Annotated in this window: 15 protein-coding genes; 9 read left to right on the top strand and 6 right to left on the bottom strand. The window is 72.1% G+C overall.

Annotated elements, in window-relative coordinates; translation table 11 throughout:
• Positions 1-74: 74 nt before the first annotated feature.
• The gene (locus ACFWRV_RS19400; protein WP_384336093.1) at positions 75-1,766 is read right to left on the bottom strand and encodes a tetratricopeptide repeat protein; all 1,692 of its coding nucleotides are present in this window, start codon (positions 1,764-1,766) and stop codon (positions 75-77) included.
• A 92-nt stretch (positions 1,767-1,858) separates the two neighbouring features.
• Between ACFWRV_RS19400 and ACFWRV_RS19395 the strand changes: the two genes are divergently transcribed.
• Positions 1,859-3,226 carry an FAD-binding oxidoreductase gene (locus ACFWRV_RS19395; RefSeq protein WP_384336091.1) on the top strand — a complete coding sequence of 456 codons (1,368 nt, stop codon included), beginning with the start codon at positions 1,859-1,861 and terminating at the stop codon, positions 3,224-3,226.
• Positions 3,227-3,248: 22 nt separating this feature from the next.
• On the opposite strand, the gene ACFWRV_RS19390 is transcribed toward ACFWRV_RS19395, so the two are convergent.
• A complete protein-coding gene (locus tag ACFWRV_RS19390; RefSeq protein ID WP_384336101.1) occupies positions 3,249-3,731 on the bottom strand; it encodes an SsgA family sporulation/cell division regulator in 483 nt (160 codons plus the stop codon).
• A gap of 270 nt (positions 3,732-4,001) precedes the next feature.
• Here ACFWRV_RS19390 and ACFWRV_RS19385 point away from each other — a divergent pair, with 270 nt between their 5' ends.
• Together ACFWRV_RS19385 and ACFWRV_RS19380 are read left to right on the top strand one after the other, a co-directional pair.
• Positions 4,002-5,645 carry an RDD family protein gene (locus tag ACFWRV_RS19385; RefSeq protein WP_384336089.1) on the top strand — a complete coding sequence of 548 codons (1,644 nt, stop codon included), beginning with the start codon at positions 4,002-4,004 and terminating at the stop codon, positions 5,643-5,645.
• Positions 5,646-5,824: 179 nt separating this feature from the next.
• The gene (locus ACFWRV_RS19380) at positions 5,825-6,493 is read left to right on the top strand and encodes an RDD family protein (RefSeq protein ID WP_384336087.1); all 669 of its coding nucleotides are present in this window, start codon (positions 5,825-5,827) and stop codon (positions 6,491-6,493) included.
• Between the two features lie 8 nt (positions 6,494-6,501).
• Here the strand turns inward: ACFWRV_RS19380 and ACFWRV_RS19375 are convergent, their stop codons facing one another.
• Positions 6,502-6,825 carry a hypothetical protein gene (locus ACFWRV_RS19375; RefSeq protein ID WP_384336085.1) on the bottom strand — a complete coding sequence of 108 codons (324 nt, stop codon included), beginning with the start codon at positions 6,823-6,825 and terminating at the stop codon, positions 6,502-6,504.
• 428 nt (positions 6,826-7,253) lie between these two features.
• Here ACFWRV_RS19375 and ACFWRV_RS19370 point away from each other — a divergent pair, with 428 nt between their 5' ends.
• Together ACFWRV_RS19370 and ACFWRV_RS19365 are read left to right on the top strand one after the other, a co-directional pair.
• The gene (locus ACFWRV_RS19370) at positions 7,254-9,656 is read left to right on the top strand and encodes an immune inhibitor A domain-containing protein (RefSeq protein ID WP_384336083.1); all 2,403 of its coding nucleotides are present in this window, start codon (positions 7,254-7,256) and stop codon (positions 9,654-9,656) included.
• A 124-nt stretch (positions 9,657-9,780) separates the two neighbouring features.
• Complete coding sequence (locus ACFWRV_RS19365) at positions 9,781-10,260, top strand: hypothetical protein (protein WP_384336081.1); 480 nt, start codon at positions 9,781-9,783, stop codon at positions 10,258-10,260.
• Between the two features lie 31 nt (positions 10,261-10,291).
• Here ACFWRV_RS19365 and ACFWRV_RS19360 read toward each other — a convergent pair whose 3' ends face one another.
• The gene (locus ACFWRV_RS19360; protein ID WP_384336079.1) at positions 10,292-10,882 is read right to left on the bottom strand and encodes an isochorismatase family protein; all 591 of its coding nucleotides are present in this window, start codon (positions 10,880-10,882) and stop codon (positions 10,292-10,294) included.
• A 350-nt stretch (positions 10,883-11,232) separates the two neighbouring features.
• A complete protein-coding gene (locus ACFWRV_RS19355) occupies positions 11,233-12,561 on the bottom strand; it encodes a nicotinate phosphoribosyltransferase (RefSeq protein WP_384336077.1) in 1,329 nt (442 codons plus the stop codon).
• Between the two features lie 79 nt (positions 12,562-12,640).
• Between ACFWRV_RS19355 and clpS the strand changes: the two genes are divergently transcribed.
• The 4 genes from clpS (at position 12,641) to ACFWRV_RS19335 (ending at position 14,531) form a co-directional block, all read left to right on the top strand.
• On the top strand, positions 12,641-12,958 hold the full coding sequence (gene clpS, locus ACFWRV_RS19350; RefSeq protein ID WP_026290599.1) for an ATP-dependent Clp protease adapter ClpS: 318 nt from the start codon (positions 12,641-12,643) through the stop codon (positions 12,956-12,958).
• Between the two features lie 73 nt (positions 12,959-13,031).
• A complete protein-coding gene (locus ACFWRV_RS19345) occupies positions 13,032-13,643 on the top strand; it encodes a DUF2017 domain-containing protein (RefSeq protein ID WP_384336075.1) in 612 nt (203 codons plus the stop codon).
• A 269-nt stretch (positions 13,644-13,912) separates the two neighbouring features.
• On the top strand, positions 13,913-14,251 hold the full coding sequence (locus tag ACFWRV_RS19340) for an SCO5918 family protein (protein ID WP_384336073.1): 339 nt from the start codon (positions 13,913-13,915) through the stop codon (positions 14,249-14,251).
• A gap of 64 nt (positions 14,252-14,315) precedes the next feature.
• Positions 14,316-14,531, top strand: coding sequence for a hypothetical protein (locus ACFWRV_RS19335; RefSeq protein WP_384336071.1), 216 nt, complete (start codon positions 14,316-14,318; stop codon positions 14,529-14,531).
• Between the two features lie 30 nt (positions 14,532-14,561).
• Here ACFWRV_RS19335 and ACFWRV_RS19330 read toward each other — a convergent pair whose 3' ends face one another.
• Positions 14,562-15,653: an acyltransferase family protein gene (locus tag ACFWRV_RS19330; protein ID WP_384336069.1), complete on the bottom strand. Its 1,092-nt coding sequence runs from the start codon at positions 15,651-15,653 to the stop codon at positions 14,562-14,564.
• Between the last annotated feature and the right edge of the window lie 15 nt (positions 15,654-15,668).

The following is a 15,668-nucleotide window of genomic DNA, read 5'->3' as shown; positions in this document are numbered from 1 at the left end:
GGGCAGTACCCCGGGCCGCGGCGGCGTTCGCCGTTCGCCCTCCCGCTGTTCGTCCTCCCCTTCCAGCGGCTCGCTCACGTGCCCGTCGTCGCCGGGGCCGCGCTGCCCGCCTCGGCCTCCTCCCGCTTCTTCTCCTTCGACGCGGAGGGCGACGGGGACGTCGCGGGTGCCGTACGGGACGGGGCCGGGGCCGGGGCCTCGGGCTTCTTCGGCTCCGGCTTCTTCTCGGCCTCGGGCTCCTCCTCCGGCTCCGGGGCGGGCGGGGGCGGCGGCTGCATGTCGCCCGGTCCGTCCATCGCCGGCTCGCCCAGCGCGTCCAGCGCCTCCTGGGCCAGCGGCGCGGCGAGCGGCGAGAAGGCCGGGTTGGTACGCACGGCCTGCTCCAGACTCCGGCGCGCCGGACCGTAGTCCGCCAGCTTCCGCTGGATCACGCCCAGGTGGTACGCGTACGAGGCGTTCCGCACGCCCGTGCCGACGGCCCGCTCCGCGTACTCCAGCCCCTCCTCGGACTTCCCCGCCCGGTGCAGCGCCCAGCCCAGCGCGTCCGCCACCGCCGCACTGCGGTGCTGCCCCCGCCACTGGGCCCGCAGCAGCTCCACCGCCGCCTCCGGGTCCCCGTGGTCGGCCTCGAACCGGGCCAGCACCAGGGACTCGTCGACCCCGTCCTTCTTCGCCGCGGCCACCATCTCCCGCAGCGTGGCGTACTGGGTGCGGGCGTCCCCGTCCAGCCCCAGCGACTCGTACAGCTCGCCCAGCTCCAGCGCGTACTGCGGGCGAGGCAGCTTCTCCAGCGCGCTCCGGTACGCGCCGAGCGCCTCATCGGTCCGGTCCAGCGCGGCCAGGGCCCGGGCCCGGCCCGCCAGCGAGTCGTGGCTGCCGGCGTCCGTGCGCAGCGCCGCGTCGAACTGCGCCACTGCCTCCTCCGGTTCGCCCCGCTCCCAGGCCAGCTCGCCGAGCCGGTGCAGCGCCTCGGCCTTCTCGGCGGGCCGCGTCGCCCGGTCGGCCGCCTCCCGGGCGGTGGCCAGCGCGTCCTCGCGCCAGCCCTGGCCCCGGTACAGCTCGGCGGTGCGGGCCAGCGCCGGAACACCCTTGCGCAGCTCGCCGAACTTCTCCGTCGCCGCGGTCGCCGCCTTCTGGTCGCCGAGCCCCGTGTACGCGTCGATGAGGACCGGATACACGCTCCAGGCCTCCGGCTGCTGCTTCCTCACCGTCTCGCCCCACCGCTTCGCCGCGAGGAAGTCGTGCCGGGCGTTGGCCAGGGCCGCCAGGCCCACCCACGCCTCACCGTTCCCGCGCTCGCCCGGCCGCGCGTCCAGCGAACGCTTCAGGGCCTGTTCCGCGCGGGCGTAGTACGCCGTGTCCGCCGACCGCCGCGCCCACTCCACGTACGCCGCGCCGAGCGTCGCCAGGGACGGGGCGTCCTTCGGGTGGGACTCCACCCACATCTGCCGGTCCCCGATCAGCGCGGTCAGGTCCGACAACGAGGCCGGGGACCCCGCGGTCGTCGCCGCCTCGGCCCGCTCGACCGGCCCCGGCTCCTTCGGCCGTTCGCCCTCCCCGTCGTCCACCGCCACCAGCGCCCCGGCCAGCAGCACCCCGGCGGCCAGCGCGCCGAACGCGGCCCGGCGCAACGTCGTCCGCAGGGTGGGCGGCGGCGGGGGTACGGCGGTGGCGCCTTCGGCTGGCAGCACGTAAGGGTCCTGCGGGGACGGCTCGGGCGTCCGGCCGGAATCCGGGCCCTGCTGCGGCATGACATCCATGGCCATCACTCTGCGTCAGTCATACGAGCACACCGCGCCTTGAGATCGCCCCCCGCCCACGGGTTCACACCATTGGCCCCGGGTGACACGCTTGGATCATGAGCGATCTCCTCGAACGGCTGCGCGCGGGACTGCCTCCCGAGGCGCTGATCACCGATCCGGACGTCACCGCGTCCTACGCCCACGACATGGCGAGCTTCTGCGAGGCCGGCACCCCGGCCGTCGTGGTGCTCCCGCGCACGGTCGAGCAGGTCCAGCACGTCATGCGCACCGCCACCGCGCTGCGCGTCCCCGTCGTCCCGCAGGGCGCCCGCACCGGCCTGTCCGGCGCGGCCAACGCCTCGGACGGCTGCATCGTGCTCTCCCTGGTGAAGATGGACCGGATCCTGGAGATCAGCCCGGTCGACCGGATCGCCGTCGTCGAACCGGGCGTCGTCAACGCGGTGCTGTCACGCGCGGTGAACGAACACGGCCTGTACTACCCGCCGGACCCCTCCAGCTGGGAGACGTGCACCATCGGCGGCAACATCGGCACCGCGTCCGGCGGCCTGTGCTGCGTGAAATACGGGGTCACCGCCGAATACGTGCTGGGCCTGGAGGTCGTCCTCGCCGACGGGCGGCTCCTGACCACCGGCCGCCGCACCGCCAAGGGCGTCGCCGGATACGACCTGACCCGGCTCTTCGTCGGCTCCGAGGGCAGCCTCGGGATCGTCGTCAAGGCGGTCCTCGCGCTCAAACCCCAGCCGCCGCAGCAGCTCGTCCTCGCCGCCGAGTTCCCCTCGGCGGCCACCGCCTGTGACGCTGTGTGCCGGATCATGGAGCGCGGTCACACCCCGTCACTCCTCGAACTGATGGACCGTACGACCGTGCGTGCCGTCAACGCGATGGCCTCCATGGGCCTGCCCGAGACCACCGAGGCGCTCCTCCTCTGCGCCTTCGACACCCCCGACCCGGCGGCCGACCTCGCCGCCGTCGGCGAGCTGTGCACCGCCGCCGGGGCCACCGAAGTGGTCCCCGCGGACAACCCCGCCGAATCCGAGCTCCTCCTCCAGGCCCGCCGTATGTCCCTCACCGCGCTGGAGACCGTCAAGCCCGCCACGATGATCGACGACGTCTGCGTACCGCGCTCGCGGCTCGGCGCGATGCTCGCCGGCACGGCGGCCATCGCCGAGGAGTACGACCTCACCATCGGCGTCTGCGCCCACGCGGGCGACGGCAACACCCACCCCGTCGTCTGCTTCGACCACAACGACCCCGACGAGTCCCGCCGGGCCCGCGAGTCCTTCGACGCGATCATGTCGCTCGGTCTCGAACTCGGCGGAACGATCACCGGCGAACACGGCGTCGGCGTCCTCAAGAAGGAGTGGCTCGCCCGCGAACTGGGCGAGACCGGCGTCGAACTGCAGCGCTCCATCAAGGCCGCCTTCGACCCGCTCGACCTCCTCAACCCCGGCAAGCTCTTCTGACAGCCCTCCTGTCCGGCCGCTCTCACCCCTCACCGTCCTGCGACGGCGACTCGTCCGCCGACCACGGGTCGCTCAGCCACAGGTCGTCGGCCGGCAGCGGGGCCAGCAGCTCCGCCAGCGCCTCGTCGATGCCGAGCCGGTCGCTCTCGGTGCCCGGCGGCACCACCCGCAGGGTCCGCTCCACCCAGGCCGCCGCGGCGGCCGACTCCACCTCCAGCAGGGCGTTGCCGTCGGGGGAGGTGAGGGCCACGCAGATGACGCTGCGGTTCTCCACCTTCGTCGGCCAGATCCGCACGTCCCCGTGCCCGCACGGCCGGAACACGCCCTCCACCAGCAGCTCCCGGGCGAACGTCCAGTGCACGGGCGACTCGGAGCCGATGTGGAAGGCGATGTGCACGGCGTACGGGTCGTTCGTGCGGTACGTCAGCCGGGCGGGCACCGGGATGGACCGCTCGGGGGACAGGACCAGCTTCAGCTCCAGCTCACGTTCCACGATGCTCATCATCGACATGCACAGCCTTCCGGTGCTCATGGGCCGGTCCCGTGACCGTCCCGCACAAGGAGAGAGCGCCCTCCCCGCCACCTATTACGCGACTTCGCGAAAAAACTTCGGGCCGTGACGAAAGCCGTCCCGAAAGCGGTCCCGAAAGGGGCCCAAAGAGGTGGACCGGCCCGGGGGCGGGCGGCTGTCTGATAGATGTGGACCCTTGTATTGAGGCCGTCCGCCCGCCCGGCGGGGACGGCCTGAGGCCTCGAAGAGATACGGGACCCGCTGATGAGCGCGCCAACTCCGGCACCCGGTGACGAAAGCCCCCGCGAGGGCTACTACCCCGACCCTTCCATCCCCGGCTACGTCCGGTACTGGAACGGCGCTTCCTGGGTCCCCGGTACGAGCCGGCCCGCGCCCCGGCAGACCGGACCGGCCGCCGCCGCGCAGACCGCTCCGGTGGAGGAGACCGGTCCGATCTTCTTCGACGAGGAGGACGGCCTCCAGGACGGCTCGGTGGCCCGGACCGGTTCCGAAGCACCCGTCGCGGACCACGCGGACGCCGCCGACGCAGCGTCCGTCTGGCAGGCGGACACCGCACGCCAGAACGGTTTCGGCGGCGAACGGGACCGCCGCGTCGAGTGGGGCGGACCGGGGCAGGAGCCCGCCGTCCCCGGTCCCGCACGCCCGTCGGCGCCGGCCGACCCGAGGGCGCCGCTGACCCAGGACCCGACCGGCGGCGCGCTGCCGGGGATGCGGGAGAGCGGCGGCCGGCCCGCCGAGGAGGCCGGCGCGCGTCCGCCGACGGACGGGACGGTCACGATCCGCGCGGTCGGGCCGCAGCCGAAGGCGGTACGGGGGAGCGCTCCGGCGCCCCACGCCGCACCGCCGAACTCCGTTACGCCGCAGGGGCCGCAGAACGTGGGCGCACCGCGGAACAGCCTCGCCCCGGCCCCGGAGCCCCGCGCGCTTCCGGCGCAGGCACAGCAGGCACAGCAAGCGCAGCAGTCACAGCAGGCGCAGCAGTCACAGCAAGTGCAGCAGGCGCAGCACGCACAGCCGCTGGCTCCCGCCCCCGCCCCCGCACCGGCGGCCCCCACCCCGGCTCCCGCCCCCGCTCCCGCCCCCGCTCCGCAGGAAGTGCGCCAGGGACCGGTCCAGGCCCCCGCCGCCCCCGTACACACGCCGTCCCCCGCCCCGGTGCCGCCCGCGGCCCTGCACACGCCCCTGACGCCCGGCCCCGGCGGCGGCTCCGCCTCCTGGGCGCAGCAGGTTCACCAACTGGCCCAGCCCGAACCGCAGCAGCAGCACCAGGTTCAGCAGCCGCACCAGCACCCGGGCCAGCAGCCGCACCAGGGACCGGCGGCGGGGGCCGGGGCGGACCAGCCCGTCGTGCCCTGGAAGCCGCCGGTCGACGATCCCTTCCAGCAGCTCGCCCGCAACCAGGCCTCGGCCCGCCCCGCCGGGCTCGGCAAGCGGTTCGCGGCCCGGCTGGTCGACACCCTCGTACTCGGCGCGGTCGTCGGGGCGTTGGCCGTCCCGCTGACGGCCCGGGCGCTCGACCACATCGACCGGAAGATCACCGCGGCGAAGGAGACGGGGGAGACGGTCACCGTCTGGCTGCTGGACTCCACCACCGGGGGCCTGCTGGGGGCCCTGCTCGCCGCGTTCCTGCTCCTCGGCTTCCTCCTGGAGGCCCTGCCGACGGCCAAGTGGGGCCGGACGCTGGGCAAGAAGCTGTTCGGGCTCGACGTACGGGACATCGAGTCCCATGACGCCCCGTCCCTGGGCGCGGCCCTGCGCCGCTGGCTCGTCTACGGCGTGCTGGGGCTGCTCGTCCTCGGCGTGGTCAACGTCCTCTGGTGCCTGGTCGACCGGCCGTGGCGCCAGTGCTGGCACGACAAGGCGGCCCGTACCTTCGTCGCCGGCTGAGTCGGCTGAGTCGGCTGAGCGGGCTGCGCGCGCTGAGCGGCCCACGCGCATCCGTCCGCTTATCCGAAAACCTGGCCGGGCGGGTGGCGACATGCCGGTCTAGACTCGTATGCCGCCCCGCATCCCCCGAACGCACCTGAGCCGTTGCGGGGCCCGGTGGTGCGGGATGCACTGCCCCCATGAGCAACGACCAGCCGACGCCCGGCCAGCCGCCCGAGGACGACGATCCGTTCCTCAAGAAGCCGCAGGAGCCCCCGCCGCCGTCCGAGGGTCAGCCGTACGGCAGTGCGCCGCCCCCGCCGCCGCCTCCGCCCCCGCCGAACGACCCGTACGGCAGCGGCGGCGGTTTCGGGACGCCCGATCCGCTGGCCGGAATGCCCCCGCTCGCCGAGCCGGGGAAGCGGATCCTGGCGCGGCTCATCGACTTCCTCATCATCTCGATCCCGCTGTACCTGATCTCGCTGCCCTGGGGCGGCGCGGTCGACGTCAACGGGGACGGCGACGACGGGTTCGGCGACGCGGTCGCGAGCGGGTACAGCGGGCACCAGTTGCTCTGGTCGATCATCGGCCTGGTGGTCTACGTCGCCTACGACACCTACTTCACCCACAAGGACGGCCGCACGCTGGGCAAGCGGCTGCTGAAGCTGCGCGTCGCGATGCTCAACGACGGGCGGGTGCCCGACACCGGGGCCGCGCTGATGCGGGCGGTCGTGCTGTGGGCCCCGGCGCTGCTGTGCTGCCCGTGCCTGTGGTGGCTGATCAACATCGTGCTGATGTTCACCGACAAGCCCTACCGGCAGGGGCTGCAGGACAAGGCGGCCAAGACGGTCGTCGTGGCCGCCCGCTAGCGACGTGGCTAGCGGCGCAGCGAGTGCTCGTCCGCCCGCGCGGACGAACGGCCCGCCGTGACCCGCTCCCGGGCCCCGATGCCCTCCAGGGCGTGCTGCGTACGGGCGGCGGCGGAGGCCAGGTCGGTCGCCGACTGCCCGGCCCCGTCCGCCGCCCGGTGGCGGGGGAGCGGCAGGCGCAGGGCGACCAGCAGGCCGAGGGCCAGTGCGATCGTGCCGACGGCGGCCACGCCGACGCCGGACTCCGTGCGGAACAGCAGCAGCAGGGCGAGCGTCGTGACGACGACGGTGGCCGAACCGTAGGCGAACTGTGCGGCAGTCGGACGCGGCATGGCGGTTTCCGTCCTCGGGACGTCGGATGGGCGGGCGGCGTTCGGCACGGTGGTGCGCGCCGAACGACCCTACGACGGTGGATGCCCGACCGGGACCGGTAGTAAGCGTGACCTAACACACGGTACCGGTGCACAGGGGGCGCACGGAGTCACGGCTCTCACCAACCGGACAGCGGGGCGCGCCTGTTGACGTGTCTCGCCGGACCGGATCGGGCCCGGTGGCCGTTCCTTTGCCGTTCCCATGCCCTTCACATACCGTCCGCATACCGGAAGAGTGCTCCGCATAGTGCACTTGGTCTGTGCAAGTCAAGGTCTGTCTTTTCTCTCATAACTCCGATCGAATGTCGTCACTTGTGACGCGTTTACGCGCGCGGCCCGCTCCATACCCCCCTGGCCGCAGCGCGGACGCCCGGGGAGGACTGCTTCAAGTGACCAATCAGAGACGGGCGCTTCGCGCCGCCGCCGTTGTCGTGGCCATGGCTGCGACCGCCGCGACGGCGTCGACCTTCGCCACCGCCCAGGCGCATGACAGCTCATCAGGTTCCGGTGTCTCCACCGTCGACCGCCGTGACCCGGCGCCGGCCAAGGGGCATGTGGAGCACAACCTCGAGGGCCCCTTCAGCGAGCAGCAGGCCGAGCAGCGCGAGGCCGCGCTGGAGCAGGTGCTGGCCGGGGACAAGAAGGTGGCGAACCGGAGCGGCTCCAAGGTCGTCAAGCTCGGCGACAAGAAGTACGTGGAGCTCGGCCGGGAGAAGACCGACAAGATCTTCACCATCCTGCTGGAGTTCGGCGACCAGGTCGACGACGCCACCATGTTCGACCCGGACGGCGACGGTCCCAAGCCGCCCGTCAAGAAGTTCGGCGGCGCCCCCGGACCGGCGCACAACAAGATCGCCAAGCCGGACCCGAAGAAGGACAACAGCACCGCCTGGAAGTCCGACTACAACCAGGAGCACTTCCAGGAGCTCTACTTCGGCGAGGGCAAGGGCGTCCACTCGCTCAAGACCTACTACGAGAAGACCTCCTCGGGCCGCTACTCGGTCGAGGGCGAGGTCTCCGACTGGGTCAAGGTCCCCTACAACGAGGCCCGTTACGGCTCCAACTACTGCGGCCAGTCCAACTGCGCCAACGTGTGGGACGCGGTCCGCGACGGCGTGAACGCCTGGGTCGCCGACCAGCAGGCCAAGGGCCGCACCGACGCGGAGATCAAGGCGAACCTCGCCGAGTACGACGAGTGGGACCGCTACGACTTCGACGGCGACGGCAACTTCAACGAGCCCGACGGCTACATCGACCACTTCCAGCTGGTCCACGCCGGCGAGGACGAGTCGGCCGGCGGCGGTGCCGAGGGCACCAACGCCATCTGGGCGCACCGCTGGTACGCGTACGGCACCAACGCCGGTGCGACCGGCCCCGCGGACAACAAGGCCGGTGGCGCGCAGATCGGCGACACGGGCATCTGGGTCGGCGACTACACCGTCCAGCCCGAGAACGGCGGCCTGGGCGTCTTCGCCCACGAGTACGCCCACGACCTCGGCCTGCCGGACCTGTACGACACCTCCGGCGGCGGCGAGAACTCGGTCGGCTTCTGGTCCCTGATGTCGGCGGGCTCCTGGCTCGGCACCGGCAAGGGCGAGATCGGCAACCTGCCGGGCGACATGACCTCGTGGGACAAGCTCCAGCTCGGCTGGCTCGACTACGACAAGGCCAAGGCCGGCAAGACCTCGCTGCACAAGCTGGGCGTCTCGGAGTACAACACCAAGAACCCGCAGGCGCTCGTCGTCGAGCTGCCGAAGAAGGCCGTCACCACCACCGTCGTCAAGCCCGCCGAGGGGACGAAGCAGTGGTGGAGCGACATGGGCGACGACCTGTCGAACACCCTGACCCGCTCGGTCGACCTGACCGGCAAGTCCAAGGCCACGCTGGACCTTTCGGGCTGGTACGACATCGAGGCCGACTACGACTACCTCTACACCGAGGTGTCCGACAACGGCGGCACCAGCTGGACCGCGCTCGACGGCACCGCCGACGGCAAGGCCATCCCGCGTGACGCCAGTGACAAGCCGGCCCTGACCGACGTCTCGGGCGCGTACAAGAAGCTGTCCTTCCCGCTGGACGCCTACGCGGGCAAGAAGGTCGACCTCCGCTTCCGCTACCAGACGGACGGCGGCGCGGGCGGCAAGGGCTTCGCGGCCGACGCCATCACCGTCACGGCCGACGGCGCGGCGCTCTTCTCGGACAACGCCGAGGGCGACGACAACGGCTGGACCGCCAAGGGCTTCTCGCGGATCGGCGAGTCCTTCACCCAGGACTACCCGCAGTACTACATCGCGGAGAACCGCCAGTACGTCTCCTACGACGAGACGTTGAAGGTCGGCCCGTACAACTTCGGCTTCTCCGGCACCCGTCCGGACTGGGTCGAGCACTACGCGTACCAGAACGGTCTGCTGGTCTGGCTCTGGGACACCTCCCAGAAGGACAACAACACCTCCGTCCACCCGGGCCAGGGTCTGATCCTGCCGATCGACGCGCACGCCAAGCCGCTCACGTGGAAGGACGGCTCGCTCCTGCGCAACAAGATCCAGCCGTTCGACGCCCCGTTCAGCTGGTACCCGAACAAGGGCTTCACGCTCCACAACGCGGACGTGCCGCTGTACATCAAGCCCAGCCTGGGCAAGCCGGTCTTCGACGACCGCAAGGGCACCTACTGGTACAAGGAGAACCCCACGGGCAGTGTCAAGGTTTCTGACACGAACACCCGCATCTCCATCGTCCACGAGCCGCTCGACGGCCGGACGATGAGCGTGCTGGTCAGCCCCTCGGGCCGCTGATCAAGTAAAACCGCAGGTCACAGCGTCATCGGCCGTCGCCCCCTAGCGGGCGGCGGCCGATCGTGTTTAGGTGCGTCTTGTTCACATCCTTATTGACACGACGTCTCACGGGGGAGCGCGGAGCATGGCAGGCGGAGGTTTCTGCAGGTTGCCGAACGGCACGGTGGTGGTCGCCCTGACCCTCACCAGACCGGCCGACGGCACAGGTCCAGGTAGTGGTACGGGAGCGGGGCCCGGGGCCCCGGTACGGGTGCTGGTGCACGCGGTGAACCGGGCGCGCGCCCTGACCAGGCTGCGCAATCTGGGGCTGCGGGCGGTCTATCTGCGCGGCAACGACCAGCCGCCGACGCCGGACGAGATCACGGCGGTGCTGCACCACCCGGACGGGCTGCTGTGGCGGGCCGCCCCGCAGGCGGAGCCGGCCGTCCGGCCCGGCGGTCTCGGTCCTCAGCCCACCTCGTCGGCCCCATCGGCCCAGTCGGGCCACTCGCCCCAGCCCGCCCAGGTCAGCCAGCCGATCCAGTCGTGCCTGGAGCTGTGGCACCCGATCAGGGCCCTGCTGGGACCCGCCGGGTACGCCGGACCGGCCCGCCCGGCCGCGTAGGGCGCGAGCGGGCGGGGCCCGCCGGAGGGGGCTACGACGCGACGACCGGTGCGCCGGAGAGCTTCACGCCCGCCGTACGCAGCTCCGCCAGGGCCCGTTCCGTGGTCGCCCCGGAGACGCCCGCGGTCAGGTCGAGCAGCACATGGGTGACGAAGCCCTCACGGGCCGCGTCCAGCGCGGTGGCCCGTACGCAGTGGTCGGTGGCGATGCCCACCACGTCGACCTCGGTGACCTCGCGGTCGCGCAGCCACTGGGTGAGGCCGATCCCGTTCTCGTCCGTGCCCTCGAACCCGCTGTACGCGGCCGAATACGCCCCTTTGTCGAACACCGTGTCGATCGCCCCGGAGGCGACGGCGGGTGCGAAGTTCGGGTGGAAGCCGACGCCCTCCGTACCGGCGACGCAGTGCACCGGCCAGGAGTCGACGTAGTCCGGGGCGGTCGAGAAGTGGTCGCCCGGGTCGATGTGGTGGTCGCGGGTGGCGACCACATGGCGGTAGGCGGGCTGGGCGTCGCCGATCAGGTCGGTGATGGCTGCGGCGACGTCGGCACCGCCCGCCACCGCGAGGCTGCCGCCTTCGCAGAAGTCGTTCTGAACGTCCACGACGATCAATGCGCGGTGCATGGCGGGTGTCCTTCGGTGGGGGCGGGAGCGGGGGACGAGCGGGAGCGGGGAGAGCGGGAGCGGTGGGGGAACGAGTGGGGAAGCCGGGGTGTCCGGGTGGGGGCCGAGGGTTCGAGCCTAGGCACTGGAACGTCACAATCAAGCCCGTCCGCGAAACCCCCGGTTGCGGACCCGGCCGATCCGGACGCCGCGGCGGCCTCCGGCGGGCCGCCACGGGCACCCGGCGGTCCGCCCCGGGCCGTCGTCCGGGGGCGGGCTCGGGCCGGGCTCGGCCGGGCCCAGGAGTACTCGGCCACCCAGGAACCCCCGGCCGGGTGCACCCGGTCGGGCCCAGGTGCACCCGGTCGGGATCAGGCGTACTCGGTCGGGATCACCGGTTCGCCGCGCGACAGCTGGATCGCCGACATCGGCAGCCCCGCGCGCGCGGCCACGTGCCGCTCCCGGGCCGCCTCCAGCGGCTCGCGGGCGACCACCTCGCCGCCCCGCACCAGCTCCACCAGCAGCGGCCGGCCGGCCGCCTCCCCGGGCACGGGGCCGGTGCCGATCACCTCGGCCTCGGCGATCCCGTGCTCGTCGGTCCGGCGGGCGGCCCACTTGCGACCGCCCTTCGACGACTTCGCGCCGAGCGACTTCTTCGCCACCGGTACCAGCGGAGCGTCCGGCTCCGCCGAGCCGGCACGGGCCACCAGCTTGTAGACCATCGAGCAGGTGGGGTGCCCGCTCCCGGTGACCAGCTGGGTGCCGACCCCGTACGCGTCCACCGGCGCGGCGGCCAGTGAGGCGATGGCGTACTCGTCCAGGTCCGAGGTCACGACGATCTTCGTGCCCGTCGCCCCCAGCTCGTCCAGCTGCTGCCGTACCCGGTGCGCGACCAGCAGCAGGTCCCCGGAGTCGATCCGTACGGCGCCGAGCTCGGGCCCCGCGATCTCGACGGCCGCCCGGACCGCCTCGGTCACGTCGTAGGTGTCGACCAGCAGCGTCGTCCCCCGGCCGAGCGAGTCCACCTGCGCCCGGAACGCGTCGCGCTCGCTGTCGTGCAGCAGGGTGAAGGCGTGCGCGCTCGTGCCGACGGTCGGGATCGCGTAGCGGAACCCGGCCGCCAGGTCGGAGGTGGCGTCGAACCCGCCGACGTACGCCGCGCGCGCCGAGGCGACCGCCGACAGCTCGTGGGTGCGCCGCGCGCCCATCTCGATCAGCCGTCGGCCCCCGGCGGCGGCCGACATCCGTGAGGCGGCGGCCGCGATGGCGGAGTCGTGGTTGAGGATGGAGAGGATCACCGTCTCCAGCAGCACGCACTCGGCAAAGGACCCCTCGACCCGCAGGATCGGGGAGCCGGGGAAGTAGACCTCGCCCTCCGGGTAGCCCCAGATATCGCCGCTGAAGCGGTAGCCGGCCAGCCATTCGAGGGTCGGCTCGTCGACGATCTCCTGCTGCCGCAGGAAGCCGATCATCTCGTCGTCGAAGTGGAAGTTCTCCACCGCGTCCAGCACCCGCCCGGTGCCCGCGACGACACCGTAGCGCCGTCCCTCGGGCAGCCGGCGGGTGAACGCCTCGAAGACCGAGTGCCGGTCGGCGGTGCCGGCCTTGAGGGCCGCCTGCACCATGGTCAGTTCGTACTGGTCGGTGAAGAGCGCGGTCGACGGAACGCCGACCCGTCGCCCGAGGTCCGCTGAGTTCATGGCTGGGATGCTACCCCCTATTCGTCAAAGTGACGAGATGTGGGGTCCGTTTGTGCGCGGGACCCGCCCGGGTGGCAGCATGGGACAGGTGAGCGTTGCTACCCCGCTAGAGATCGAACGTCCCGATTCGGCCGAGGAGACCTTCGCGGTCCCCGAGCCCGACGTCCCGTGGGTGACGCTCGTCCACAACGACCCGGTCAATCTCATGAGCTACGTGACCTACGTCTTCCAGGCCTACTTCGGCTATCCGAAGGACAAGGCCCACCGGCTCATGATGGACGTGCACCAGAAGGGGCGCGCCGTCGTCTCCAGCGGGAGCCGCGAGGAGATGGAGCGCGACGTCCAGGCCATGCACGGCTACGGGCTGTGGGCCACCCTCACCCAGGACCGCAACTAGCCTCCGCGCTGCCGCGCCCACGGCGCCCCTGTCGTACCGCCCCTGCCCTGTTCGACCCACCATCGGAGATTCCATGGCCGGCCACTTCGAGGCCACCCCAGGCGGCGGCGCGGCCGTCGCGCTCGACGAGGTCGAGATCTCCATCCTGCGCTCCCTCGCCGTCCAGCTGCTGGAGCTGATCGGCCCGGGAGACCAGCCCGCCGACGGCGAGGATCCGCTCGCCGCCCTCTTCGCCGAGGGCCCCAGCAAGCCGCCGTCCGACCCGGCGCTCGCCCGGCTCTTCCCCGACGCCTACGGCGGCCCCGACCGGCCCGCCGAGGGCGGAAAGCCGGAGGAGGAGCTGCGCGAGCTGTCCGCCGAGTTCCGTCGCTTCACCGAGATGGACCTGCGCTCCGGCAAGCGCGAGGACGCCGTCACCGTCGTCCGCACCCTGGACGCGCTCTCGCCCGTCGGCGACGGCGGCGCGGTCCTCACCCTCACCGGTGACGAGTGCCGCAGCTGGCTCCGCTCCCTCAACGACCTGCGCCTGACCATCGGCACCCGGCTGGAGGTCGCCGACGAGGACGAGGGCGAGGAGGGCTCGCTCTACCGGCTCCCCGACGCCGATCCGCGCAAGCCCATGGTGATGGCCTACCTCTGGCTCGGCGCGCTCCAGGAAACGCTGGTCGAGACCCTCATGCCGTAGGGCGCGTCCGGCTCCGATCCGCCGGACACGCCCGAGGCGGCCTCCGGTCATTTCCGTAGGCAGCCTCCGTTGACACCGGGCCGGGGGGGCCCCCGGGGGGGGGGGGGCGCCCCCCCCGCGCCCCGCCCCGCACGCCCCGGTCCTTCTCCCGGCGCGCGCACCGAGTCTCCCCGTCCGGACTTCCGTCCGGGGCTGTTGTCCGGGGCTTCTGCAAGTCCCCTCCGTGCACTCGACACGTCCCCCGTGCACTCGACCCCTGTTGAGGAACCATGCGCTGTGTCATCGCCCGCTTCCCCTTCGATCTGTTCAAGAGCGAGGTGGAGGACTCGATGAAGGGCATCAAGCCCGAACCCGTCACGGGCGACGCGGTGGTCATCAGCCGCCGGGTCTACCCCGTCAAGCAGGTGGGTGAGGTGATCACCCGGCAGGACCGCCGTGACTTCAGCTCCGCCGAGGTCGTCCGGGCGCTGTCCAAGCTCGGCTTCACCTGCCGTACCGCCGAGTCGGCCGTGCCCGCGCCGGCTCCCGCCCGTACCCCGCTGGAGACGGCCTCCGTGCTGCTGGGGAATCCGGCGGCCACCGAAGAGCGCTCAGGCGACTCTCTGTAACAAGTGGCCGGACGCCCGGCGTCGGTCCCCGCCATGGCGCCCGGAGCCGACGAAGATCAACTGCATGAAGAGGAAGCTGACCGCATTAGGAGTGACGGTGGTGGCGTCCGTGCTGCCCGCCACCACCGCCGCCACCGCTGCCCACGCCGACGAGACGCACACCGGGTCCCACAACGGCCCGCAGGTGGCCCTGATCGCGACGGGTCAGATCGACGATCCGCTGGAGGACGTCCTGGAGCACGTCGCGGTGTTCGGCAGGACCGTCGTCACGGATTGCTGAACCCTCCCCGCCTTCCGGCCGTTCGGCGTCTCAGGACGCCCGGGCGGCCGGTGGCTTCTGCCGGGCCCACGCCATCCGCGGTTCCAGCAGCGGGCGCAGCAGCCGCCGGACCGGGGGCGTGCACAGCAGGGTGATGACGGCGATCGCGCCCAGGGTGACGGCGACCGTGCCCAGGGTGGTGTCGAAGAACGGGTCGTCGTAGAACCCCCCGTACTTCAGGCCCCGGACGACGAAGCCGTGGAGCAGGTACCCGTACAGCGTGCAGGTGCCGAGCGCGGTCATCCAGCTCCTGCCCTTGGGCACCCAGGCGAGGAAGCACGCGCCCAGCACGACCGCGGCCACGAACAGCAGCACGGTGGCGGTCGGGCCCGTCCACTCGGCGGTGTCCAGCCGGTCCGTGCTGCTCTTGCGGAAGAACCACGAGGTGGACGTCCGGGGCACCAGCCAGTACGCCGCGAGCAGGCCGAGGGCGAACACCGGCACCGAGACGACCCGCACCCAGGTGGAGCGCAGGAGCTGGAAGTGCTCCGGGCGCAGCCGCAGGCCGAGTACGTAGAACGGCAGGAACTGCAGGATGCGCTGGACCTGGAGGGACCCGTCCGCGGCCGGGGACAGCGTCGCGAGGGCGGCGACGGCGACGGAGACCAGCACCGGGAAGCGCACGGCCTGCCAGAGGGGGGTGGAGAGCCGCCAGAGGAAGAGGGCGGGCAGGAACCACAGCAGCCAGTAGGGCGAGAGCAGCGAGAAGGCGTAGTCCGGCTTGTCCGTCGCCCGCTCGAAGAGCGTGTAGAGCACCTCGAACAGGACGTAGGGCACCAGCAGGCTGGTGACCAGCTTCCACACCCGGTCCGGCCGCAGCTCGAAGTTCCGCGAGAAGTAGCCGGCTATCAGGATGAACACCGGCATGTGGAACGTGTAGACGAAGGTGTACGCGGTTTCCACGAGGCGGCCGGAGGGCAGCGGCTCCCACGCGTGAGCGATCGCCACCAGCACGATCGCCAGGTACTTCGCGTTGTCGAAGAAATGGTCCCGGCCGTCGGAAGGGGGCTTTCCGGTCTCCGGGGCGCCGGCAGCGGCGGTGGGACGCGGCTGCTCGGAGGTGGTGAGGGGCAGCTGAGGCATCCTGACACCCTAGAA

Origin of the sequence: Streptomyces sp. NPDC058576, from assembly GCF_042718715.1 — a bacterium.
Classification (GTDB): Bacteria; Actinomycetota; Actinomycetes; order Streptomycetales; family Streptomycetaceae; genus Streptomyces.
Note: the sequence above shows the minus strand (reverse complement) of the source record. Positions and strands in the feature narration are given on the sequence as shown.

Bases quoted from the DNA above. Each gene is read 5' to 3' on its own strand.
- ACFWRV_RS19400 (WP_384336093.1), bottom strand. From the start codon at position 1,766: ATGGCCATGGATGTCATGCCGCAGCAGGGCCCGGATTCCGGCCGGACG.
- ACFWRV_RS19395 (WP_384336091.1), top strand. From the start codon at position 1,859: ATGAGCGATCTCCTCGAACGGCTGCGCGCGGGACTGCCTCCCGAGGCG.
- ACFWRV_RS19390 (WP_384336101.1), bottom strand. From the start codon at position 3,731: ATGATGAGCATCGTGGAACGTGAGCTGGAGCTGAAGCTGGTCCTGTCC.
- ACFWRV_RS19385 (WP_384336089.1), top strand. From the start codon at position 4,002: ATGAGCGCGCCAACTCCGGCACCCGGTGACGAAAGCCCCCGCGAGGGC.
- ACFWRV_RS19380 (WP_384336087.1), top strand. From the start codon at position 5,825: ATGAGCAACGACCAGCCGACGCCCGGCCAGCCGCCCGAGGACGACGAT.
- ACFWRV_RS19375 (WP_384336085.1), bottom strand. From the start codon at position 6,825: ATGCCGCGTCCGACTGCCGCACAGTTCGCCTACGGTTCGGCCACCGTC.
- ACFWRV_RS19365 (WP_384336081.1), top strand. From the start codon at position 9,781: ATGGCAGGCGGAGGTTTCTGCAGGTTGCCGAACGGCACGGTGGTGGTC.
- ACFWRV_RS19360 (WP_384336079.1), bottom strand. From the start codon at position 10,882: ATGCACCGCGCATTGATCGTCGTGGACGTTCAGAACGACTTCTGCGAA.
- ACFWRV_RS19355 (WP_384336077.1), bottom strand. From the start codon at position 12,561: ATGAACTCAGCGGACCTCGGGCGACGGGTCGGCGTTCCGTCGACCGCG.
- clpS (WP_026290599.1), top strand. From the start codon at position 12,641: ATGGGACAGGTGAGCGTTGCTACCCCGCTAGAGATCGAACGTCCCGAT.
- ACFWRV_RS19345 (WP_384336075.1), top strand. From the start codon at position 13,032: ATGGCCGGCCACTTCGAGGCCACCCCAGGCGGCGGCGCGGCCGTCGCG.
- ACFWRV_RS19340 (WP_384336073.1), top strand. From the start codon at position 13,913: ATGCGCTGTGTCATCGCCCGCTTCCCCTTCGATCTGTTCAAGAGCGAG.
- ACFWRV_RS19335 (WP_384336071.1), top strand. From the start codon at position 14,316: ATGAAGAGGAAGCTGACCGCATTAGGAGTGACGGTGGTGGCGTCCGTG.
- ACFWRV_RS19330 (WP_384336069.1), bottom strand. From the start codon at position 15,653: ATGCCTCAGCTGCCCCTCACCACCTCCGAGCAGCCGCGTCCCACCGCC.